Consider the following 21,974-nt stretch of genomic DNA (forward strand, 5'->3'; position numbering starts at 1 on the left):
CCCGACAATCCCATTAGCCTTGAAGGGCCAGGAAGACAAGACTCAGAAGACATAGACGAACAGGAAGAGACCGACCCATACCACATCCACGAAGTGCCAGTACCAGCAGGCCGCCTCGAAGCCGAAGTGATTCTCCGCGGCGAAGTGACCACGCAGGATCCGCAACAGCATCACCGCCAGGATCGTGGCCCCGATGATCACATGGGCCCCATGGAAGCCGGTCAACAGGAAGAAGGTCGAGCCATAGATGCCCGCCTCCAGGGTAATCCCGTAGTGGTAATAGGCCTCGTAGTACTCGACCCCCTGAATGGTGATAAAGCTCAGGCCCAGCAGCACGGTCACCAGCAGCCAGTTGCGCGTGGTCTCACGCATGCCCTCCTTCAACCCCTCGTGGGCCACGGTCAGCGTGATGCTGGACCCCACCAGGATCAGGGTATTGACCAGCGGCAGCTGCCAGGGGCTCAGCACCTCCCGCGGCCCCGCCACATCGCCGGGCGGCTCCATCAACGGCCAGCTGGCGGTGAACTCCGGCCATAGCAGGGCCGCCACCCCCTTGGCGCCCTCCCCGTCCAGCCACGGCAGCGCGAAGGTACGCACATAGAAGAGCGCACCGAAGAAGGCGGCGAAGAACATCACCTCGGAGAAGATGAACCAGGCCATGCCCTGACGGAAGGAACGATCCATCTGGGCATCGTAGAGCCCCCCGCGGGACTCCTTGATCACGTCGAGAAACCACAATCCCATCACGGTCAGGAGCGCCACGAAACCGACCGCCATCATGATGCCGCTCATTCCGTGTACCAGGATCATCCCGAAACCGATCAACATCAGACCCAGCGCCAGCGAGCCGAGGACCGGCCACTTGCTGGTTGGGGGAACGTAGTAGCTGCCACCACTCATGCCTCACCTCCTATGTCGCCGCTCGCGCGTGCCTGAAGCGCTGCCTCATCACGGTCAACCGGATACAGGGTATAGACCAGGGTTACGGTATGGACGTCGGCAGGCAGATCCCGGGTCAGCTGGAAGATCAGGGGAAGTTCGATACGCTCCCCCGCCTGCAGGCGCTGCTCCTCGAAGCAGAAGCACGCCAGCTTGCGCAGATGCAGGTTGGCGCGGGCCGGCGTCACGCTGGGCACGGCCCGCCCCCAGACGGCGCTGTCTGCCGTGTTGTGGAAGGCGAAGCCGACCTCGGCACTCTGCCCGGGATGCACGCGAATCTGACGCGTCTCCACCTCGAGGTTCCATGGCAGGCCGGCACTGGTGCGCGTCACGAACTGCACGGTCACCGCGCGGGACTGATCGACCTCCTCCGCGACCAGTGCCTGGCCCTGGGTGTCCACCTTGCCATTGAGCCCCGTCACTTCGCAGAAGACGTCATAGAGAGGCACCAGGGCGAAGGCGAAGGCGAACATGCCGGCCAGGGCGAAGAGGGTTCGGGCAACGGTTCGCCTGACCCCTCGGGCCCTCTGGCTGCCGTGCTGCTGACGCTCCTCCATAGTTCTCTCCCCGCTAGTCGCTAGAGACGCCGCTGCTACTTCTCGTCACGCCGAATTCTCGTCACGACGAAAGGTGGGCGGATGCTCGAAGGTATGCAGCGGCGCCGGACTCGGCACGCTCCACTCGAGGTCCTCGGCGCCCTCCCAGGCCTTGGCCGGGGCCTTCTCGCCTCCGCGCACGCACTTGATGATCAGCCAGACGAAGAGCAGCTGGGAGGCACCGAACAGGAAGGCTCCCAGGCTGGATGCCAGATTGAAATCCGCGAACTGCAAGGCGTAGTCGGGAATCCGCCGCGGCATGCCGGCAAGCCCCGAGAAGTGCATGGGGAAGAAGGCCAGGTTGACGCCGATCACCGAGAGCCAGAAGTGCCAGTGGGCCAACTTCAGATTGGGGTAGTGGCCGGTCCACTTGGGTAGCCAGTAGTAGGCCGCGGCCAGGATCGCGAACAGCGCCCCCGGCACCAGCACATAGTGGAAGTGCGCCACCACGAAGTAGGTGTCGTGATACTGGAAGTCTGCCGGCGAGATGGCCAGCATCAACCCCGAGAACCCGCCGATGGTGAACTGCACCACGAAGGCCAGGGCAAACAGCATGGGCGGCTCGAAACTGATCGAGCCGCGGAACATGGTGGCCACCCAGTTGAACACCTTCACCCCGGTGGGCACCGCGATCAGCATGGTGGTGTACATGAAGAACAGCTCGGCGGTCAGAGGCAGGCCCACGGTGAACATATGGTGCGCCCAGACCATGAACGACAGGATGGCGATGGCCCCGGTGGCATACACCATGGAGGCGTAGCCGAACAGCCGCTTGCGGGAGAAGGTGGGGATGATCGCCGAGACGATCCCGAAGGCGGGCAGGATCATGATGTAGACCTCGGGGTGCCCGAAGAACCAGAACAGATGCTGGAAGAGTACCGGATCCCCGCCACCGGCGGCATTGAAGAAGCTGGTACCGAAGTTGATATCCATCAGCATCATGGTCACCGCCCCGGCCAACACCGGCATCACCGCGATCAGCAGGAAGGCGGTAATCAACCAGGTCCAGCAGAACAGCGGCATATCCATCATCCGCATGCCCGGCGCGCGCAGGTTGAGCACCGTGGCGATGATATTGATGGCGCCGAGGATCGAACTGATGCCGGCGATATGCAGCGAGAGGATAAAGAAGGTGGTGGAAGGCGGCGCGTAGGTGGTGGAGAGCGGCGCATAGAAGGTCCAGCCGAAGTTGGGACCACCCCCGGGCATCAGCAGGGTGCTCAGCAGAAGCGTGAAGGCCACCGGCAGCAGCCAGAAGCTGAAGTTGTTCAGGCGCGGCAGGGCCATATCCGGCGCGCCGATCTGCAACGGTATCATCCAGTTGGCCAGTCCCACGAAGGAGGGCATGATCGCCCCGAACACCATGATCAGGCCATGCATGGTGGTCATCTGGTTGAAGAACTCCGGCTCCACCAACTGCAGCCCGGGCTGGAACAGCTCGGCGCGCACCACCAGCGCAAAGACACCACCGATAAAGAACATCGTCAGGGAGAAGATCAGGTAGAGGCTGCCGATCTCCTTGTGGTTGGTGGTCAGCAGCCAGCGCATCAGGCCACGGGGCGGGGCCGGGTGCGCCGCCTGGCCGCCGGCACTGGCGGTAGAGCTCTGCTCGACGGGGTGATGCAGGGGCAGCTTGGGCGCCATGGTCAATCTCCCTGATTGTCGCTGTTCTTGTCTGATCGCTTGGGAAGGCCGCAGCCGGCCTACTCCTCCAGCCGCTCGGCAATCTCTGACGGCTGAACCACATCGCCGGTCTCGTTCCCCCAGGCGTTGCGCTCGTAGGTGATCACGGCGGCAATCTCCACCGGGCTCAGGGTGTTGCGGAAGGCCGGCATGGCGGCGCCCGAGACCCCGTTGACCACGGTCTCGATATGTCGCTCGCGCTCCTCCATCAGTGCCTGGTTGCCCGCCAGGGCCGGGAAGGCCGGCTCATTACCGCTCCCATCGGGCTGGTGGCAGGAGGCACACACCGAGTTGTAGCTCTGCTCGCCACGCGCCACCAGCTCGTCCAGGGTCCATTCGCGGTCGACGCCGGAGGCCTCCTGGGCGGCCGCCTCCTTGCGCTCGGCCAGCCAGGTATCGAACTCCTCCTCCTCCAGCGCCTGCACCACGATCGGCATAAAGCCGTGGTCCATACCGCATAGCTCGGCACACTGGCCGCGATAGACACCGGGCTCGTTGATCCGCACCCAGTTCTCGTTGACGAAGCCGGGAATGGTGTCCTGCTTGACGGCCAGGTCCGGCACCCACCAGGAGTGGATGACATCGTCGGAGGTCATCAGAAAGCGCACCTTGCGGCCAACGGGTAACACCAGTGGTTCATCGACCTCGAGCAGGTAGTGCTCGCCTCGCTCCCCCTCGCCACGAATCGTCTCGCGGGGGGTACCGAGATTGGAGGTGAAGGCGACATCCTCGCCGAGATACTCGTAGCGCCAGCGCCACTGCTGGCCGGTAATCATCACATCCAGATCGGCATCGGAGGGGTCATACATCTTCTTGAGGGTGGCGGTAGCGGGCACCGCCATGCCGATCAGGATCAAAAGCGGAATCGCTGTCCAGATCACCTCGACCAGGGGGTGCTCATGGAAGTGCGCCGCCTTGGCCCCCTTGGAGTGCCGAAAGCGGAACAGGGAGTAGAACATCGCCCCGAACACGATCACGCCGATGACCACGCAGATCCAGAAGATGGTCATATGCAGGGAGTGGACCTCTCGACTCACGTCGGTCACCCCTACCGGCATGTTCCAGCCATTGGCCATGGCCAGCGTCGTCATCAGGGGGACGACCAGGCAACCTGCTATCCACACGATGAACGTGCGCATCGGCGCCTCCTCCTTGCTGGTTATCGTGACTTGTTATTGTCGTCTCACGCGCTAGCCGCGTGTGGTCGTTCGATTCAGCTATATCTATAAGGCAGTGTAGTCACCCACACTGCGGCCAATGGTCACGCCCTCGCCCACCGCCAACGCCTTTTTCAACGGGCCGCCGACACGGCGACAAACGCCACGACCGCCACCAATACCAGGCCCATCAGGATTCCCACGGTAATAAAGGCCACGGGATGCCCCTTCTCGAAGTCCTCCCGACGCTGGGCATCCTTCTGAACACCGAAGAAGGCCGCCAGTACCGACTTGATCACGCCCCACATCGCACTCGCTCCCTGACACGCATCCTGAATTCAAGCAACAAGCGCAGCCCCCCGGCCCCGCCCTCCCGCTTACGGTCTCCTATACTCTAGTCAACATCACGAGGCATATGCCGCATCCGCCATCCGCTGGCGTAGTGACCAGGAGGTCGTCATGTCCCAGAACCCGTTCTCCAACCCGATGCTAGAGTGGTGGCAGCAGCAGTGGACCAAGGGTGCCAACCCCATGGCGCGCACCCAACTGGCCTGGATGGAAGGTCTCGCCGAGGCCCTGCAGTTTGAAGCCGAATTCCTGAAAGCCATCGCCGAGAGCGGTGAAAGAATCGCCGAATGCTTCGACGGACCAAAGCCCACGACCCCGGAAGAGGTGCAGGCCTGCTATGAAAGGCTGGTGAAGGAGGTGAGCAACGCGCAGATGAAACGCCTGGAGCATGCCACCAAGCTCAGTCACGATTTCCACAAGCGCCTGTGGGAGGAAATCTAGGCTCGACCGAAAAGTGGCGAGCGCAGCCAGTTTTCGGACAGAGCCCGGCCATCCTTCAGCGATCGACATCGCCAGATAAACCAGGCGCTCTGATCGGGCGCCTTTTTAAATCCCCAGCCCGAAGAGCCGCGTGATCAGCGGCAGCAGAAACGCCGTAAGAAGACCCGTCAGCCCCATGGCCAGCCCCGAGAAGGCCCCGGCCACGGCGCCGATCCGCGCAAACGCCTGGGCCGTGCCGAAGCCATGGGCCGACAGCCCCAGGGCAAACCCCTGCACCGCCGGATCCTTAATCCGCAACAGACGGAATACCCAGGGTGAAAGCGCACATCCGATGGAGCCCGTCAGCAGCACCAGTCCCGCCGCCAGCGAAGGTATGCCTCCGATCTGCTCGGCTATCCCCATGGCGATCGGGGATGTCACCGAACGCGGCGCCAGGGAGAGCACCGTTTCAAGCCGCGCTCCCAATGCCAGGGCAATGCCCAGGGTGCTGGCCACCGCCGTGACGATGCCCAGCAGACAGGCCAGCAGCAGCGGCACCAGCAGCCGCCTGACACGCTCACGGTGGTCATACAGGGGAATCGCCAGTGCCACGGTGGCCGGCCCCAGCAGGAAGTGGATGAACTGCGCCCCCTCGAAGTAGGTGGCGTAATCCATATCCACCAACAGCAGCAGGCCGATAAGCATGGCGATGGAGAGCGTTACCGGATGCAGCAATGGCGTGCCGCCGAGGGCAGTGTTGATGCGCACCGCCAGGCTGAACACCAGCAGAGTCATCAGCAGCGAGAGCAGCGGGTTCCCGGAGAGATAGACCCACAGCTGATCCAGCGTCGCGAGGCTCATCGCGACTCCCCTCCCCGGCGACGGTTTAGCCGGTCCAGTCCCCAGGCGGTCGCGGCCAGGGTCAGTCCCGTGGACACCACCAGGGTGATCAGGATGGGCCAGAGGTCCCGACCGATCAGGGCGAAGTGCACCATCAGTCCCACCCCCGCCGGAACGAACAGCAGGGTCAGATAGCGCAGCAGACCCTCGCCGGCCATGCGCAGGCTCCTGGGCACCTTGCCATTTACCAGCAGCCCGATCAGCAGGATCACCATGCCAATCACCGGGCCTGGAATCGGCAGCGTCAGCCCACGCGCCACCAGCTCCCCCAGGAACTGGCAGGCCAGCAACACACTCATCCCCATGATCAACGGCACGGCAACTCCCCCTCTGCGACCCCGACAACGCCCGATACGCGGCGTAAACCGCCGACATCATAGAGCATCATCGCGGCACGCCCCAGCGCTCCCAACCCAAGCATCTGAAAAGAAAGTGCAAAAGGGGCTTTTCATTTGCCGGCTAACGCGCTAGTATACGCCTCGTTCTCGGGGCACAGGCCGAACGGCCAGGAAACCGAAAACGAGAGTCGGAGCGTGGCGCAGCTTGGTAGCGCGTTGCAATGGGGTTGCAAAGGTCGCAGGTTCGAATCCTGTCGCTCCGACCAGAAATATCAAGAAAAACCGCCACTTACGGGTCATGCCGAGTGGCGGTTTTTCGTTGAAGCTCCCGTGGGTTCCAGGCGAGATCAATAACCCAAGGGAGGTGGACGTCCAACGCCCTATTTCTTTCCCCCTCTCCTTTCATCCTCTTCTTTCGCTTGCTCTAGGCCAGGCCGTCAATCCAGGAAGGCCGCGATGCCTTCGTCATCGATCGCTTCATGCACCGCATCCAGGGCGGCCTGGTCGGTGGGAAACCGGTCATCCCACACATGGGAGGTGCCATCCTCGTTGACGACTTCCAGCAGCCAGTCGACCTCTTCCTCCAGGCGGTAGATATCGACCTGCAGGGTGTGACCGTCACGGGTAATGGCCTGGCTCAGGGGGCTCTGAATGAGTTCGGGCTCGGTGTTCACGAGGCTCTGTCTCCGGAATAGCTGTCAGTAAGGGGGGATTACTCTACCCCCAACGCCTGCACCACGGCATCCCCGGCTCGGCGTAGCAGCTGGTCTATAACTTGGTGAGCGACTCGGCGAGGATCTAGGGATATCCGACTGCAATGGGTAAAAGGCCATTGCCATCCGACGTCAGGCAAAGCTAAGGGGCCAGACCATTGGCGCGCATGGTGAAATGTTCGGCCAGCCACTTGACCCGGTGCATGGCCACCACCGTCTTGCCGGTACTTGCTCCGCCCAGCAATCGCACCGAACCGTTCTTCTTGTCCTACGCCAAGTGGCGCAGGGCCAAACTCGGTGCGAGCCCGGCCCCATTGGCGCTTCTCTTTTCCAACGGTGCAAGGGTCACGCCGCAAGAAGACAGTGCGTGTCTCGAGAGGCAAACTGGACATCAGGCGATACGCGACCCCGAGGCTCCTCAATGACGGCACACCTGATCGACTTTAAAAACGCGGCCGAGGCCAAGCGCTGGCGGGCCATCAACGATGACGTAATGGGCGGCGCCTCCCGCGGCAACCTGCATATGCAAGACGGCGTCGGGGTGTTCAGCGGCGAGACTTCCCTCGAGAACAACGGCGGTTTCGCCTCGGTGCGCCGCGAGCCCGAGGCCATGGACCTGAGCGGCGCTCCGGGCCTGGTGCTCCATGTGCGTGGCGACGGCCGCCGCTACCAGCTGCGCCTGCGCTCAAACCAACTGTTCGAGGGCGCCGCCTATCGGGCGCTGTTCCAGCCCCCCATCGGCGAATGGCAACGCCATGCCCTGCCCTGGCACGAGTTCGAGGCGGTATTCCGCGGTCGGCGACTGGAGGGTGCGCCGCCGCTCGATCCCGCGGCGCTCCGGCAGGTGGGATTGCTTATCGCCGACCGGCGGTCGGGACCCTTTCGGCTGGAGCTGGCGTGGATCGGGAAGATAAACGGCCAGGAAAGCAAATAAATCCTCGTTTACTCCACTTTTTTAACACTCCTAAAACTTACAAAATTAGCTACTTTTTATTGTAAATGGTACGGTAGGGGGTCAGCTAAAAAGTGTTACTTCAAGGCATGATACTGGATTCTTTTGCCTGTCATGAGGTTCTGGTATGTTTAGGAGGTCAACGCATTAATGATGGATATCTTCAAGGTGGTTTACGATGGGGACACCATCGGTTTCTTCCCTGCCGCCACTTGGTGTCAGGCTTCCAAGACGGGAGCGAACTTTCACCGTAAGCAGACCGGTGAAAACGTGCCTTGGGAGCATGTAACGACCACCTGGATCAATCCGAAGCATTACGAACAGGAGGGTGTTCCTGAAGAACTTTATGCCGCACCCTCCTCGACCGAGGTAAATAGTGCCGTCGAAAACGATCTTGCCACAGCCTAGTCTCTGCGCCTGCCCTTAAAACATATAAGCCATGCCATCCCGGTATGGCTTTTTTCTGTTATTTTTTCCATTATCTTGTCTGGCTTTGGATCTTATACAAGTTCACTAATAATATGGGAAGCTAACCCATCCCTCGCATCACACAGAGCTCTCTGAAGCCAAACCACGTCTCGATTCGTGACTGACAATAAGGAAATACAGCCATGACCGACTCCCCCCTCAAACTCCCGCTCCGCGAGCAGTATGCCGCTCTGCGCAGCGGCAAACTCACGGCCACCACGCTGGCAGAAACATCGCTGGAAGCTCACCGCATCCGCGGCCAGCACGATCACGCCTACATGACCTGGAACGGCGAGGCTGCCCTCGCTCACGCCCAGGCTACAGATCAAGTGATTCGTCAGGGGGGAGACACCGGCGCGCTGATGGGCATCCCCGTATCGCTCAAGGATTTATTTGCGGTGCCGGGGCTGCCGACCTATGCCGGCTCGTCCCAGCGGCTACCATCACAGTGGGAGCAGGCCGGCCCGCTGGTCAGGGCCCTGCTCGCCCAGCTGCCCAGCGTGATGGGCAAGACCCATACGGTGGAGTTTGCCTTCGGTGGCCTCGGGACCAATGCCCACTGGGGAGCGCCGCGCAACCCCTGGGATCTCGAGAATCACCGAATATCCGGGGGCTCGAGCTCCGGAGCGGGGGTATCGCTGGTCGGGGGAACCGCAAGCCTGGCCTTCGGGACGGATACCGCGGGCTCGGTGCGAATCCCCGCCTCCATGACGGGGGTGGCAGGCCTCAAGACCACCGCGAGACGCTGGCCCGGGAAGCAGATCGTGCCGCTCTCTCCTACCCTGGACACCCCTGGGCTGCTGGCTCATCGCGTCGACGACCTGGCGTTTGCCTTCGATGCCCTGGATGGTGCACTGACGGGCCGCGATGACCGCGTACCGGCCCCTCCCGCCCTCGCCGATCTCACCCTTGGTGTACCCAGTGCGTTTTTCTGGGACGACTGCGGCCCTGGCATTGCAGAGAGCGTCGAACGCGCCATCCGCCAGCTCGAGGCCGCCGGGGCGCGCCTGGTGACCCTGGATCTGCCCAACACCGATGAGGCGTATAGGCTGTTCCTGGAGGGGGGAGTTGCCGCGGCGGAGCTGTCGGCCTTTCTCAAGACCGACCTTCCCGAAGCGATCACCGCGCTGGACCCCAATGTTGCCGCCAGGGTCGAGGCGGTAGACGACATGCCCGCCTGGGAGTACGTGCGTCGACGCGCCCTTATCGACAAGCTGTATGGCATGGCCGAGAGGGAGATCGCCGGTGTGGACGCCATGCTCACCCCCACCGTGGCGATCACGCCGCCCACGGTGGGAAGTCTGCTTTCGGTGGAGGCCTATGCAAGGGCCAATATGCAGGCGCTGCGCAATACCATGATCGCCAACTTCATGGGGCTGTGCGGGCTGACCCTGCCGGTGGGTAACGATAGCGCCGGCATGCCGGTGGGCTTGCAGGTAATGGCAGGCCCCCGCCAGGAGGCGCGACTACTGGCCATCGGCCAGAGCATCGAGCAGCGGCTCGGTACTGGGATCAGCATCCTCGGTGAGCCGCCAACACCGTGACCCACCCTGCGACTTCGGTAACGGATGCGACCTCAGGGCCAGCATCTTGACCGGGCTCAGGGCTCCTTCGCTTACACCAGCTTCAGCGGCTCGATATCGCGAAAGATCCCGGTCTTGGTCATGTCCCGGCGCAGGGTGAAGGCCTCGAGCGCCGCCACTGGGTCGATCTGCTCGAGGTTGTCGAACCCGATACGCTCCCACTGCTCCCGGGTCACCTTGACGCTATAGAGATACTGGTCAGATTCACTGCCGGTCGCCGGGTCGATGGTCTGGCGGTAGCCCGACACACGCGCCTCCTTGACCCCGGGCAGGCGGGCGAACACCGCCCCCAGCACGCGAAAGGCGATGCCATGCACATGATCACGATAGAGCTCGCGCTGACGCGTGGCGCTCAGCCGGCGGGGCGAAAGCTTGAGCTGCTTGGGGGGCATGGCCCAGTAGCGGTCCGGCATCTCCTCTTCCCCAGGCAGGTCGATATCCACCGCAATGGTCGATATATCGCTGCCCAGCTCGAAGTCGACCAGGGTCTCGCGGGGCCAGTCGATCTCCTCGAGACGCTCGCGCAGCGTCGCCTCCATGGCCTGGGGGTCATCCCACACCCCATCGCTCTCGCGCTGATAACGGGAAAACTCCGCGGCATCATGCTCGGCCTTGCGCCACTCCCAGGCGCGATAACGCTCATCGAACTCGCTCTTGAGACGGGCACTACGCGCCTCTCGGCGGCGCCTCGCCGGCGGAACCAGGGCATGCCACCATACCGGCGACAGCGGTTGAAAGGGCGGTGGCGGGGCCTCGTCGAACTCGCTGACCTCATAGCCGTTGGACTCCGGCGACGGGGTCTCCTCGTGCAGCCGCCCCAGCCCCTCGATCTCGGCATTCAGACGGTCACAGTGGGCCTGGAACTGCTCGCGCAGGCTCGCCTCGGCATGACGACGAATGATGCGTGCCTCGGCATCGTTCATGGGCGTGCCATCGTCGTGGAAATAGTGGAGCTGGCCGCTCTCGTCGATCTCCAGTCGCAGCGGCACACTATCGCCCTCGGCCAATCGCGCCTCGAGCGCCGCGGCATCGCCATGACTACAATCGCCACGACCGCTATCGCCACGATCGTTAGGGGGCGCAGCCTTCTGGCGGCCGCCGCTTGACTCACCGATATCGCGGCCATCCAGGCGCTGGCGATAAGCCAGGCCGGTGCCTGGCCCCCCCACATGGCCCTGCACACCAGCGGGGCCCACGCTCAGGCTGGCCCCCCGAGGCCCCACCGAAAGGCCGAGCCCCCCCTTGCCGAGGTTGAGACGAACACCCGGCGCCAGACGGATACGGCGCTGAAAACGAAAGGCCATGTCGGTTATCTACCATCCCTGTCGAAGTGACACTCATCGCCAGTCTAGCCGGCCCGGGCCGGCAGGGCATTTAACGCTCTTCTCCCGCTCTCGGCTCGACCTGACTGGCGGGCCCCGAAGAGCCGACCTCCAGCCGAGCCCGCTCCAGCACCTCGGCGGGCAGCTCCTTCTTCACCGCCACGCCCAGCTCGCGGAACTCGCTGGCCTGCTTGACCAGGTTGCCACGCCCGTTGACCAGCTGACCCAGCGCCTTGTCGTAGCTCTCGCGAGCGCCGTCGAGCTTCCTGCCCACGTCCTGCATGCTCTCCAGGAAGGAGGAGAGCTTGGTATGAAAGCGCTCGGCCTTCCTCGCAAGCTCGGCGCTGTGGCGGCTCTGATTCTCGAAGCGCCATAGCTGGCCGACGATATTCAGGCTGGTCAGCAGCGTGGTGGGGGTAGCCACCAGCACATTGCGCTCGATGGCCCGCTGGTAGAGCGTCGCATCATGACGCAGGGCCTCGATATAGGCCGACTCCACCGGGATAAACATGATCACCACCTCCGGGGAGTTGAGTCCCGGCAGATCATAGTAGTGCTTGTCCGCCAGCTCCTCGATGCGGTCACCCACGGCGCCGGCGTGGTCGGCCAGCGCCCGCTGGCGGGTCAGTTCATCCTCGGCGTTGACATACTCCAGATAGGCGGCGAGTGACGTCTTGGCATCGATCACCAGATGACGCCCCTCGGGCAGATAGACCAGCGCATCCGGGCGGCGCTTGCCCTGCTCGGTGGTGAAGCTCTTCTCACGCTGGTAGTCCTCACCCGCGCGCAGCCCCGCACTGTCCAGCACGTTTTCCAGCATCAGTTCGCCCCAGTTGCCCTGCACCTTCTTCTGCCCCCTGAGGGCTTCGGTCAGCTGGGCGGCCTGGTCGGTGATATCACGATTGAGCTGCTGCAGGTGCTTGAGCTCGGTGGTGAGGCTGGCACGCTGGGCGGTCTCCTGGGTGTGCAGGGTCTCGACCTTGTCGCGAAAGCCCTTGATCTCCTCCTGAAACGGCTTGAGCAGCCCCTGCAGGCTGCGCTCGGAGAGCGAGGTGAAGGCCCTGCCCTTCTGCTCCAGCAGCTCGTTGGCGAGGTTCTCGAACTCCACCTTGAGCTGCTGCTTGCTCTCCTCCATCCAGGCCAGCTGACGGGCGAAGTGGGCCTCCTTCTCCTCCAGCCGGGTGGTCAGTTCGCCATGGGTCTGCTTGAGCGCATAGTAGGCGTCGCGGAAGCGCTCGAGCTCACGCCCCCGGGCCTCGACGGCCTCGCGCTGGGTCTCCACCTCGCCCTCCGCCACCTGCAGCGCCACGGTCTGCTCGCGGGCCTCCAGCTGCTGGGCGTGAAGCGCGTCGCGGACCTCATCCCGCTGATGGCGCACGGCGCCTAGCCGGCGCTGCTGGAGAGAGAAGGTGATCAGTACACCGACCACAAGCGCTACCAGGCCGGTCAGGGCATGGCGCATATCGAGCTGCTGAAGAAGTTCCACGGTCACGTCATCCAGATAGGGAAGTTCGAGGGCATCGACGCCTCATCACGGCGAGGATGGCAAGCCATCGTACAGCGCCACCCGCTGCCAGCGCTCGGCATCGCCAAACCACTGCTGGCGCAGGCCGCGCTGGTCGTCCAGCAGAATCGCCAGAGAGTCGGCCAGCGGATGCCCGACGGGCAATCCGGCGACGTGGGCTCGCAGTCGTCGCTGATCGCTCTGCTGCTCCGGCGGCAGGTGCTGGGAGTTGGCCCGCTCGGCAAGGACCACCAGCGGCGGCAGCAGCAGATGCGTGGCGCCACTGGAGAGCGCGATGCCGACCCCCTTGGCGTCGAAATCCCCCAGATAGAGGTGCGGCTTGCCGCACGCTCTCCATGCCTCGGCCAGACGTGAGAAGCCGCCACCATAGTGGCGGTCGCCACGGTAGAGCACCAGCATCGATGACCAGCCCTCCAGGGCAGGAATCGCCGGCGAGAAGTCGTAGAAGCCATCCAGGTTCTCGATCTGCACCAGCACCTCGAAGGCGTCGAGGTCGATATCTCGCCAGTCGGTATCCACCACCTCGCGCTCGCGCTTGATCAGCCCGTCTCGCTTACCCATCGCCGGAAGGCTGGCCAGTACCCGCTGCTCCCGGGGCTTCTCGCGCATCGCCTTGTCCTCGCGATTGCCAAGCGCCGCCTGCTGCGTGGTGCTCAGACCACCGAGGTCGGCCCCCAGGGCAGGCTCGCCCAGGCCGACCAGGGTCTCGTCGATCATGCCAAGCAGTTCGGCGTCGAGTCGCAGCAGGTCATGGGTGAGACGCGCCCCGAGTTCGATATCGTGATCCCGGCACCACTCGATGATGGCGTTGGTAACAGCGCCACGTTTTTTCTCGACACTGGCTTTCTCGACACTGGCCCGATCGGCCAGCTCAGCCAGGGCGTCGCGCAGCAGCTTACGGGCTCGATTGGATAGCAGCATGGTAAGTAAACAGCCTGTTGGATAGCGGCCTTTATACTGGCATGGCGAGCGGCTTGGCGCTTACGCCAGTTGCACGACGACGTCGTGGATCAGTCTCAGGTGATTGTAGGGGCTGGCCTGGCTCTCCTGCTGGCTCAGGCGAAAGGCGCGCTGCTCGTTGCGAGGCAGGCCCTGGAACTCGGCGATCACCTGGAACAGCCAGATCTCCTCGCCCCACTCAAGCTCGCCTTCCTGCCGATACCCCAGGGCGCTGACGCCCTCGCCCCCGCGGTCCACCACCGAGAGGTAGAAGCGCTCCACCTCCTCCTTGAGGGCCTGGTGACGAGCGGCGACCAGGGCGTCCTCCTGGGGCGCGGCGGCACCGGCGGCGGTAACCGGCTCCGGACGCTGGGCCGGTCGCGGCAGCCGGTGCAGCAGCTCGGTCAGCGCCCGGCTATCGGGGTGATGGTCCAGGGCCGCGGCGCCGGCGGCGACCAGCGGCGTGGCACGATTGACCAGCGCCGGCACCTCGCCACGCCGAGCATAGTTGCCGGGCACGAACCCCGGGTGCTCGCGCAGAAAGCCGGCCATGCCGGCCACCAGGCGGCTGCGCGACTGCTGCTGGCGGAAGCGTGCCATCAGCTCAACCATGCGCCGCTGCACCTCGCGTAGGCTGGTGTAGTGCTGGGTGAGCTGCTGCTGCAGGCCACTGACCAGCAGCTTGCGCAGGGCGCCATCGCTGCCCACCAGCGCGATCAGCTCGTCGAAGTCGATCAGCGCCAGACCATCGAGCAGCCGCACGATCTGCTTCTGGGCCCGCTCGTTCTCGCGGATCTTGTCGCCCAGCCGGCTGACGAAGCCGAAGTCGCCGTTGAGGCGGCGCCACAGGCTGTCGATGGCATCGGCGAAGCGGCCGTTGAGGTCATCCACCTCCTGGCGAAGGCGCAGCAGCTGCTGCTCCTGGCGCCAGTATTCACCGCCATCGCGGGCCTCGCGGTAGCTCTGCACCAGGCTGCGCATAAGCTCCAGGGTCTCGGCCACATCGGCGTTGACGTGGCGGCGACTCTCGTCGGCCAGCATCTCGGCAATCAGCTCCCGCACCTTGGGGGCGAGCTTGACGCCCCCCTGCTCGTCCGGGCGCCACAGGATGCGGGCCGCCAGCAGCCGGTTGAGCGCGGTGGTGCTGAGCCCCTCCAGCGGCACCTCGTCCCGGGCGTAGCCCGCCATCAGGGCCTCGGCATGCTTGCCGAGCAGCGCCAGTCGCTCGACCCCGGTGGTGATCAGGCGGCTCTCCAGATCATGGGAGGGGGCATCACTCACAGCAGGCTCTCCTGGCCACTGGGCGCCTGGTCATCCACCGGCAGGTTCTCCTCGTCGCGAATGAAGCGCACCAGATCGATGAGGTAGTCGATCTTGGCGGTGACCAGGTAGTACTGGCGATCGGGATGGGGTTGCAGCAGATAGCCGTGCTCCCTGAGCCGCTTGAACACCTGCTTGAGCTGGGCATCGAGCTGGTCGCTCTGGGAGCCGAAGAAGGGATCGCCCGCCAGGCGCTCGAGGCGCTCGCGCAGCCCCTGATGATCCTCACAGCGGGAGCTGAAGTCGGCTGGCTTGAGCACGTCACCCGGGGCGGCCGGGCCATCGCGCCCCAATGCCTCCTGCACCAGCTGCAGCCACTCCAGCAGCGGGAGCAGGCTGTTGACGGTATCCGCCAGCTGTCGGGAGAGCTGCTCCCGGGCCCCTTCATCGAGGGTTCGCCAGGCCAGGAAGACGACGCTGCCCTCTTGGTTGGTGGCCAGTCGCCGATTGAGCGGACGTAGATAGGCATCGATCCGCTCGCGGGTCCGCTCGTCCTGCAGGTGACGAAAGGCGCTTTCGTCGCTGACCGCACAGAGGAACTCGCCGGCCAGCAGCCGCTCGATCAGGGGCCCCAGCGCCACCAGGGAGCGCTCGGGGCCGGCGTGTGCCGACATCATCGCCTCGTCGCTTTCCGCTTGGGGCTTCACGTCCTGGCTCATGATGCCACCTCCTCGGCGCGCGCCTGCAGGCGCTGGGCCAGGCGGCTCAGGCGGGGCTCGATACGCTTGAGCCGCCGCTTGGCGGGCTCGGCCTCGTCACGGTCGATCAGATAACGGTTATGGAACAGCAGCAGCACGTCCGACTCCGGGTTGGGGAAGGCGCCGACGATATGAATATGGTTGTTGTCACAGGCATCGAACAGCTTCTCGACGTTGTGGTAAGCGAGGGTACCGATCTCGTCGATCGGCCAGTGGATGGCGATCTCCGCCGGCCCGCGCAGCAGCCGGGTAAAGGCGAGCAGGAACTTGCACAGGATCAGATAGGCCATGCCGTGGCTGGAGGACTCCAGCAGCTGACGATCATTGCGGATCACCAGGTCGGTACCGCCCTCGTTGAGATGTAGTTCCAGGCGCAGCAGGCTCTCGAAGCTGTACTGCTGATCACTGCGCAACAGCTCGACCACATCGGCCAGGCTGTCGAGATAGTCGTCACCGGGAAGCGGCTGGCCCGAGTCGCGCCACTCGCGGTAGTGCCGGGAGAATCGCTTGAGCGGTTCCCAGAAGCCCAACTCGTCGATGGTGGACTGGATCTTCACCTCGGCGCGGCCGATGCCCTCGAGCTTGAGATCGTCGGCCACCTCATCCGACAGGCGCCGGCTCTGGGCACTGATACGCCGGTTGAGGTCGCTGAACACGGTAAAGAACTTGTCGAGGTCATCGGAGAGGTTGCGCCCCTCCTGCAGCAGCTGCTGCTGTTGGCCCTCGAGAAGCTGCAGCATGCCGGCGATCACCGGCAGCAGGCGACGCGGGCTCTCGCCATCGAGCCGGGCACGCTCAGCCTCCAGGGTATCCTGGAAGTCGGCGCTGGCCCCCTTGATCAGCTCGGACTCCAGTTTCTCGCAGCCGCGGCGCAGTGCCTCGAGCTCGCGGGCATGATCGGTAAGCCCCTGGCGCAGGCGCTCGATGCGCTCCTCGGTATCCCCGGGCACCTCGCCGAGGGGCTCGGGGGCCGCCACCAGGGCGAGGGTCTCGAGCTTGTCGAGCAGCGGAGCGAGGGTCTCCACCAGCCTGCTGGCCGCATCACGGCGGGCCGTGAGCTCATTCACCGTCGCGCGGTGCTCGTCGCGGGCGGCGTGGAAGTCGGCGCGGTGCTGTTGACGTCGACGCTCGAGGGCATCGCGCTCGCGGGAGAGCTCGGCCTCCTTCTCCACCAGCCGCGGCTTGCGCTCGCCCCACTCCACGCGCATGAAGCGGGCATAGGCATCGAGCTCCTCGCGGCGTTCCTCGGTATCACGGATGCGCCTGGCCAGAGCCTCCATGCGTGCACGGGTCTCGCGCACGCTGACCGGATCGACCCCCTGCTCCGCCAGTTCGCGGTCGTAAGCGGCGTTGAGCTCGTCACGCTGGCGGCGGTGCTCCTCCTTGTGCTCGGTGAGCCGACGGCGGTGCTGCTGGATCTGCTGGTCGAAGCCGGCCAACCGCGCCTGGAAATCGGCGGTAAGCTCGAGGCGCTGGGCACGGTGGCCACCGGCCAGTGATTCCAGGGCCTGGCGCTGCTCCTCACGTACGGCCTGATGGGCGGCCTCCTGCTCGGCCAGCGATTCACGGCTGGCGGCCTGGCGCGCCTGCTGGGCGGCGGCATGGCGCTGCTGGCACTGGCTGCGCGCCTGCAGGGCGTAATCCACCTCTTCGGCGGCGCGGCGGCGCGTGGTGCGGGCGCGCTCCAGGCGGGCGTCGACCTCCTGCACCCTTTGATGGCTGGCCCGCAGGGACTTCTCGGCCGCCTTCTCATCCTCCCGGGCTTCGCCCAGCGCCGCCTCGGCGGCAGCGATGGCGGCCTGCAGCTCGGCCTCGTCCTGGGCATAGTCGGGCGGTTCGATGGCGGCCAGATCCAGCGTCAGGCCGAAGAGGTCATCGCTCGCCCTGTCGTTGAACTGCGGGGCGAGGTCACGCCGCTCCAGCAGCTCGGGCGCCACCACCTTGCCCAGGGTCTGCTCCCAGCCCGGGCGGTGATGGCGCAGGAAGTGACGCAGGCTGCCCTGGGCGGGGTCGCGCTGCAGCTGCAGCGCCGTGAGGTGCGCCTCGGCGCGAGACCGTCGAGCCCGGGCCCTCTCCAGCCCGTGCTCGGCGGCGTCGCGCTCCTGCTTGCGCCCATCGAGCTCGCCACGCAGCTGCTCCATGGCCGCCGCGGCAGACGCCTGTTCACTCTGGGCCTGGTCGACCCGAGCCTGGGCCTGCTCCGCCTCGCGGGCCTCCTCGGGGCTCTGGGCGGTGTGCGAAAGGCCCGCCTTGAGCTCGGCAAGGCGCTCGGTGATCTGCTCCAGACGGGCGCGGTAGTCGTCGTCCAGCGCCTGGCGGCGAGCCTGATAGTCGGCATCCAGGCGCCCCTCGGCCTCGCTCTGCTGGTCGCGACAGGCCTCCTTCTCCTCCCCCAGGGCATCGATCAGGCCCTGAAGTTCATCGCGTCGCGCCTCGAGGAGGTCACCCAGCTCCACCAGGCGTGCCTCCAGCTTGGCCTTGCTCTCCTTGACCGCCTGCTGCATCACCTCCAGATGATCGCGTAGCTGTTGCTGCTGCTCACGCCACTGGGGCAGCGCCTTGAGATCCTGCTCCAGACTCGGCATATCGGCCGCCTCGAAGGCCTCATACTGGCGCTGCAGGTCATCGAGCACGCCGCGGGTCTGCTCCAGCTCACTCTGCAGCTCGCTGGCGCGGTCGTTGTAGGCATCGCGCTGCTCGCGGTAGGCCGTCTCGCGGGCCTGGAAGTCACGCTGGCGCTGCTGAATCTCGGCCTCACGCTCGGCCTTCTCGCGCTCGGCGCGGTGACGATCGGCCTCCAGCTGGGGCTTGAGCTGCCAGAGCGAGGCCTCGAGATCGGCGATCTCGCGATCCAGGCGCTCCAGCTCACCCAGCGAGCGCTGCAGGGGCTCCAGGCGCATGGACTGACGCATGCGGGCGATCCACTCACGGGCCTTGGTGTTGCGAATGCGGGTCACCGGCAGCTCGACGCCATCCTCCTCGAAGATCGCCGCCAGCATGGTCTTGAGGGTGTCCATCTTGCCCTCCTTGGCGTGCACCGCCGAGACCAGCTTCTCGATATGGCGGATGCGCTGACCGGGCCGCACCAGGCTGAAGCGAGCGGCGGTCTGGCGCAGGCGCAGCCCCTCCCTGCTGTTGCCCCGGGGCTGGCTGCCGGTCTGGGTGAAGTCATTCTGGATCACCGCACGATACTCGGAGGTGGCACCCAGCTTGGGCGAGACCGATACCCCCCGGCGGCGCAGGCCATTGCTCCACTGGGCATAGTCCAGCGCCACCACGCCGGCGTCGCTCTGCACCAGATAGTCCTCGGGCCGGTAAGCATCGCCCACGAAGCGATACTCCACCCCGCCCTCCCCACGGCGGGTCAGCACCGCCTGGCAGAGATCCCCCTCCTCGCGACGGTACTCATACACGAGGTAGCTGTTGCGATGGGGCAGATAGAAGGCGTCGAACTTGAGGCGTGTGCGCGGCACCACCCGATTGGGCAGCTCACCGTAGAATACCGGCACCAGCCGCTGGAGGGTGGTCTTGCCCGAGGCATTGGTACCGCAGATATTGGTGTGGCCATCCACACTGAGCTCGACCACTCCCTCGAGGTGGCCGTGGATCATCACGATGCGTAGCAGCTGGCCCATGTCGCGTCCCTGGTCGTTGGCATGCCGATCACCGACCCGTCGCCGGTGAGCGCACATAGTGCCGGAGGCGCTAGCTCATCTCAATTGGCCGCTGTCGTCGGCAACCCTTGCCGGGCCGGGTAGGCAGGTAACAGGCAGAAAGCTCGAAGCAAGGTGAGGAAAGGGGTGAGAGGTGAGGAATGAGGTGGGGATAGTGGTGGAGAAAAGAGTCGCGACGGTTGGCCATCCCTGGCCGCGGGGCGCTCAGTCGATATAGGTACTGATGGCCTCTTCAGACGCCTTGATCGCTTCCGCCTGACGCAGCAGATGCTCCAGGACTTCCGGGGTATGAATGGGCAGTGACATCGTGACTCTCCTAGTTGTTTACCCGGCTAATAAAACGCATCACCGCAGGGTTTTCAATCCTTGGGAAGTATTTCCATAAAATTTTACGTGCTGACATACACTGTTACAGACACGGGTGCCGCCTTGGTCAGCGGCCAGGCCTATCACGGGTCTGCCGGGGCCTTTCATGTGGCTCCCCAACAGGAGATTCGCCATGCGCTCTCGCCTCACCGCCCAGCGGCTGCATAACACCTGCCAGCACCTGCTGATTCTGGGCGGCATGTCGATACTGCTCGCCATGCCGGCCTGGCTGCTGGCGGGCCCCGTGGGCGTGCTGTGGGTCTTCGGCCTGGTAATGCTGACCCTCTACCTCGGGGGACGAATTCCGGCCAGGCTGGTGCTGGCGCGCAGTGGCGCCGGGGCGCTGCACCGGCATCAGGCGCCGCAGCTCTACCGGGTCATGGAGCTGCTCTACCGGCGCGCGGGGATCACCCAGCCACCCTGGCTCTTCTATGTTCCCTCCCCGGACCTCAACGCCTTCGCCGTGGGCGATGCCCGGGACGGAGGCATCGCGATAACCGAGGGCCTGCTGCACAGCCTGCCCCTGCGCCAGCTGGCCGGCGTGCTGGCCCATGAGGTCAGCCATCTGCGCCACGGTGATACCCGAGTGATGTCCATGGCCGCCACCATGACGCGACTCACCGTCTGGGGCGCCATGCTGGTGCAGCTGGCGCTGATTGCCCTGCTGCCGATGGTCATGGCCGGCGAGATCCGCATGCCCTGGCTCGAGCTGCTCGCGGTCGGCCTGGCGCCCCTGGCCAGCTCCCTGCTGCAGCTGGCCCTGTCGCGCAACCGCGAGTTCACCGCGGACCTGGAGGCGGCGGCACTGACCCGCGACCCCCAGGCGCTGGCCGAGGCTCTCTCTCTACTGGAACGGCGCAACGGCATCTGGCTGACGACCCTGTTCGGTCGCCGGCAGCTGCCGGGCTGGCTGCGTTACCTGCAGACCCACCCGCCCACCGGCGAGCGGATCCAGCGCCTGATGGCGCTGGCCGAACGCCAGGGCCCCAGGCCGCCCTCGGGGCGACCCTATCGCCCTCGTGAACCGCTGGTGGAGGCGCCTCCCGAACGCCGCGGCCATCGCTACTGGCTGGGACGGCGGCGTTGAGAGTTGCCGTCCCGCCCTGGACGCCTACAATGCCGCGACATCAAACCGTTACGGGGAGAGAGCAGTGAAATATATCGGAGCCCATGTCAGCGCCGCCGGTGGTGTCGACAAGGCGGTGGAACGCGCGGTAGAGATCGGGGCCAACGCCTTCGCGCTTTTCACCAAGAACCAGCGTCAGTGGCGGGCCAAGCCCCTCACCGACGAGGTGATCGAGGCCTTTCGCAGCGCCTGCCGGCGCCATGGCTTCGGACCCGGCCAGATCCTTCCCCATGACAGCTATCTGATCAATCTGGGTCACCCGGAGGCCGAGGGACTGGCGAAGTCACGGGCGGCGTTTCTCGATGAGCTGCAACGCTGCGAGCGGCTCGGCATCGACCGCCTCAACTTCCATCCGGGCAGCCATCTGCGCAAGATCAGCGAAAGCGACTGCCTGGCGCGCATCGCCGAGTCACTCAACGAGACACTCGCCCAGACCCGCGGCGTCACCGCGGTACTCGAGAATACCGCCGGCCAGGGCAGCAATCTGGGCTGGCGCTTCGAGCATCTCGCCGAGATCATCGAGCAGGTGGAGGAGAAGTCACGGGTCGGGGTGTGCATCGATACCTGCCACGCCTTCGCCGCCGGCTACGAGCTGCGCACCCGGGAGGCCAGTGTGGCGATGCTCGACGAGTTCGATGCCGTGGTGGGCATCGAGTACCTCAAGGGCATGCACCTCAACGATGCCAAGAGCGAGTTCGGCAGCCGGGTCGACCGCCACCACAGCCTCGGCCAGGGCAATATCGGCAGCGACTGCTTTACCGCCCTGATGCAGGACCCACGCACCGACCATATGCCGCTGGTGCTGGAGACCATCGAGCCCGCCATCTGGGCCGAGGAGATCGCCTGGCTGCGTGCCCAGGCCGCCGCGTTGGCGGAGTGATCACCGGCGCGATTGACCGCGGCGTCC

The 21,974-nt window shown here is 65.0% G+C and carries 20 protein-coding genes and 1 tRNA gene; 7 read left to right on the forward strand and 14 right to left on the reverse strand.

Features of this window, described 5'->3' with window-relative positions; genetic code table 11:
* Positions 1-42: 42 nt before the first annotated feature.
* From IOC61_RS01445 to IOC61_RS01465, 5 genes are all read right to left on the reverse strand, one after another.
* A complete protein-coding gene (locus IOC61_RS01445) occupies positions 43-900 on the reverse strand; it encodes a cytochrome c oxidase subunit 3 (protein WP_195687113.1) in 858 nt (285 codons plus the stop codon).
* A complete protein-coding gene (locus IOC61_RS01450) occupies positions 897-1,496 on the reverse strand; it encodes a cytochrome c oxidase assembly protein (RefSeq protein ID WP_195687114.1) in 600 nt (199 codons plus the stop codon). The genes IOC61_RS01445 and IOC61_RS01450 overlap by 4 nt, the downstream gene beginning before the upstream one ends.
* A gap of 45 nt (positions 1,497-1,541) precedes the next feature.
* Entirely contained in the window at positions 1,542-3,179 is a 1,638-nt protein-coding gene (gene ctaD / locus IOC61_RS01455) for a cytochrome c oxidase subunit I (RefSeq protein WP_195687115.1), read from the reverse strand.
* Positions 3,180-3,238: 59 nt separating this feature from the next.
* Positions 3,239-4,357 (reverse strand): cytochrome c oxidase subunit II, encoded by a 1,119-nt coding sequence (coxB, locus tag IOC61_RS01460; RefSeq protein WP_195687116.1) that lies wholly within the window; start codon positions 4,355-4,357, stop codon positions 3,239-3,241.
* 152 nt (positions 4,358-4,509) lie between these two features.
* A complete protein-coding gene (locus IOC61_RS01465) occupies positions 4,510-4,683 on the reverse strand; it encodes a DUF2970 domain-containing protein (protein ID WP_195687117.1) in 174 nt (57 codons plus the stop codon).
* 151 nt (positions 4,684-4,834) lie between these two features.
* Here IOC61_RS01465 and IOC61_RS01470 point away from each other — a divergent pair, with 151 nt between their 5' ends.
* The gene (locus tag IOC61_RS01470) at positions 4,835-5,164 is read left to right on the forward strand and encodes a hypothetical protein (RefSeq protein WP_195687118.1); all 330 of its coding nucleotides are present in this window, start codon (positions 4,835-4,837) and stop codon (positions 5,162-5,164) included.
* 105 nt (positions 5,165-5,269) lie between these two features.
* Here IOC61_RS01470 and IOC61_RS01475 read toward each other — a convergent pair whose 3' ends face one another.
* Together IOC61_RS01475 and IOC61_RS01480 are read right to left on the reverse strand one after the other, a co-directional pair.
* Complete coding sequence (locus IOC61_RS01475; RefSeq protein ID WP_195687119.1) at positions 5,270-6,004, reverse strand: LrgB family protein; 735 nt, start codon at positions 6,002-6,004, stop codon at positions 5,270-5,272.
* The gene (locus IOC61_RS01480) at positions 6,001-6,360 is read right to left on the reverse strand and encodes a CidA/LrgA family protein (RefSeq protein WP_195687120.1); all 360 of its coding nucleotides are present in this window, start codon (positions 6,358-6,360) and stop codon (positions 6,001-6,003) included. Before IOC61_RS01480 ends, IOC61_RS01475 begins: the two co-directional genes overlap by 4 nt.
* A gap of 210 nt (positions 6,361-6,570) precedes the next feature.
* Between IOC61_RS01480 and IOC61_RS01485 the strand changes: the two genes are divergently transcribed.
* Positions 6,571-6,647 (forward strand) — tRNA-Pro (locus tag IOC61_RS01485).
* Between the two features lie 171 nt (positions 6,648-6,818).
* Here the strand turns inward: IOC61_RS01485 and IOC61_RS01490 are convergent.
* Positions 6,819-7,055, reverse strand: a complete 237-nt coding sequence (locus tag IOC61_RS01490; RefSeq protein ID WP_195687121.1) for a hypothetical protein — start codon at positions 7,053-7,055, stop codon at positions 6,819-6,821.
* A 460-nt stretch (positions 7,056-7,515) separates the two neighbouring features.
* Between IOC61_RS01490 and IOC61_RS01495 the strand changes: the two genes are divergently transcribed.
* The 3 genes from IOC61_RS01495 to IOC61_RS01505 all read left to right on the forward strand — a co-directional run bounded on the left by IOC61_RS01495 (position 7,516) and on the right by IOC61_RS01505 (position 10,058).
* A complete protein-coding gene (locus tag IOC61_RS01495) occupies positions 7,516-8,028 on the forward strand; it encodes a CIA30 family protein (RefSeq protein WP_195687122.1) in 513 nt (170 codons plus the stop codon).
* A 168-nt stretch (positions 8,029-8,196) separates the two neighbouring features.
* Positions 8,197-8,454: a hypothetical protein gene (locus tag IOC61_RS01500; protein ID WP_195687123.1), complete on the forward strand. Its 258-nt coding sequence runs from the start codon at positions 8,197-8,199 to the stop codon at positions 8,452-8,454.
* 203 nt (positions 8,455-8,657) lie between these two features.
* Positions 8,658-10,058: an amidase gene (locus tag IOC61_RS01505; RefSeq protein ID WP_195687124.1), complete on the forward strand. Its 1,401-nt coding sequence runs from the start codon at positions 8,658-8,660 to the stop codon at positions 10,056-10,058.
* Between the two features lie 71 nt (positions 10,059-10,129).
* Here the strand turns inward: IOC61_RS01505 and IOC61_RS01510 are convergent, their stop codons facing one another.
* The 6 genes from IOC61_RS01510 to IOC61_RS01535 form a co-directional block, all read right to left on the reverse strand.
* Entirely contained in the window at positions 10,130-11,401 is a 1,272-nt protein-coding gene (locus IOC61_RS01510; protein ID WP_195687125.1) for a DUF4236 domain-containing protein, read from the reverse strand.
* Positions 11,402-11,471: 70 nt separating this feature from the next.
* Positions 11,472-12,905: a DNA recombination protein RmuC gene (gene rmuC / locus IOC61_RS01515; RefSeq protein ID WP_324254669.1), complete on the reverse strand. Its 1,434-nt coding sequence runs from the start codon at positions 12,903-12,905 to the stop codon at positions 11,472-11,474.
* A gap of 45 nt (positions 12,906-12,950) precedes the next feature.
* Positions 12,951-13,865, reverse strand: a complete 915-nt coding sequence (locus tag IOC61_RS01520; RefSeq protein ID WP_195687126.1) for a DUF7281 domain-containing protein — start codon at positions 13,863-13,865, stop codon at positions 12,951-12,953.
* A gap of 60 nt (positions 13,866-13,925) precedes the next feature.
* The gene (locus IOC61_RS01525) at positions 13,926-15,164 is read right to left on the reverse strand and encodes a hypothetical protein (protein ID WP_195687127.1); all 1,239 of its coding nucleotides are present in this window, start codon (positions 15,162-15,164) and stop codon (positions 13,926-13,928) included.
* The gene (locus tag IOC61_RS01530; protein WP_195687264.1) at positions 15,161-15,787 is read right to left on the reverse strand and encodes a condensin complex protein MksE; all 627 of its coding nucleotides are present in this window, start codon (positions 15,785-15,787) and stop codon (positions 15,161-15,163) included. The genes IOC61_RS01525 and IOC61_RS01530 overlap by 4 nt, the downstream gene beginning before the upstream one ends.
* A 71-nt stretch (positions 15,788-15,858) precedes the next feature.
* Positions 15,859-19,536 carry an ATP-binding protein gene (locus IOC61_RS01535; protein ID WP_195687128.1) on the reverse strand — a complete coding sequence of 1,226 codons (3,678 nt, stop codon included), beginning with the start codon at positions 19,534-19,536 and terminating at the stop codon, positions 15,859-15,861.
* A 538-nt stretch (positions 19,537-20,074) separates the two neighbouring features.
* Between IOC61_RS01535 and IOC61_RS01540 the strand changes: the two genes are divergently transcribed.
* Both IOC61_RS01540 and nfo read left to right on the forward strand, forming a co-directional pair.
* Entirely contained in the window at positions 20,075-21,028 is a 954-nt protein-coding gene (locus tag IOC61_RS01540; RefSeq protein ID WP_195687129.1) for a zinc metalloprotease HtpX, read from the forward strand.
* Between the two features lie 64 nt (positions 21,029-21,092).
* Entirely contained in the window at positions 21,093-21,947 is an 855-nt protein-coding gene (gene nfo, locus IOC61_RS01545) for a deoxyribonuclease IV (protein WP_195687130.1), read from the forward strand.
* Positions 21,948-21,974 lie beyond the last annotated feature (27 nt).

Origin of the sequence: Halomonas sp. KAO (assembly GCF_015595025.1) — a bacterium.
Taxonomy (GTDB): Bacteria; Pseudomonadota; Gammaproteobacteria; order Pseudomonadales; family Halomonadaceae; genus Halomonas.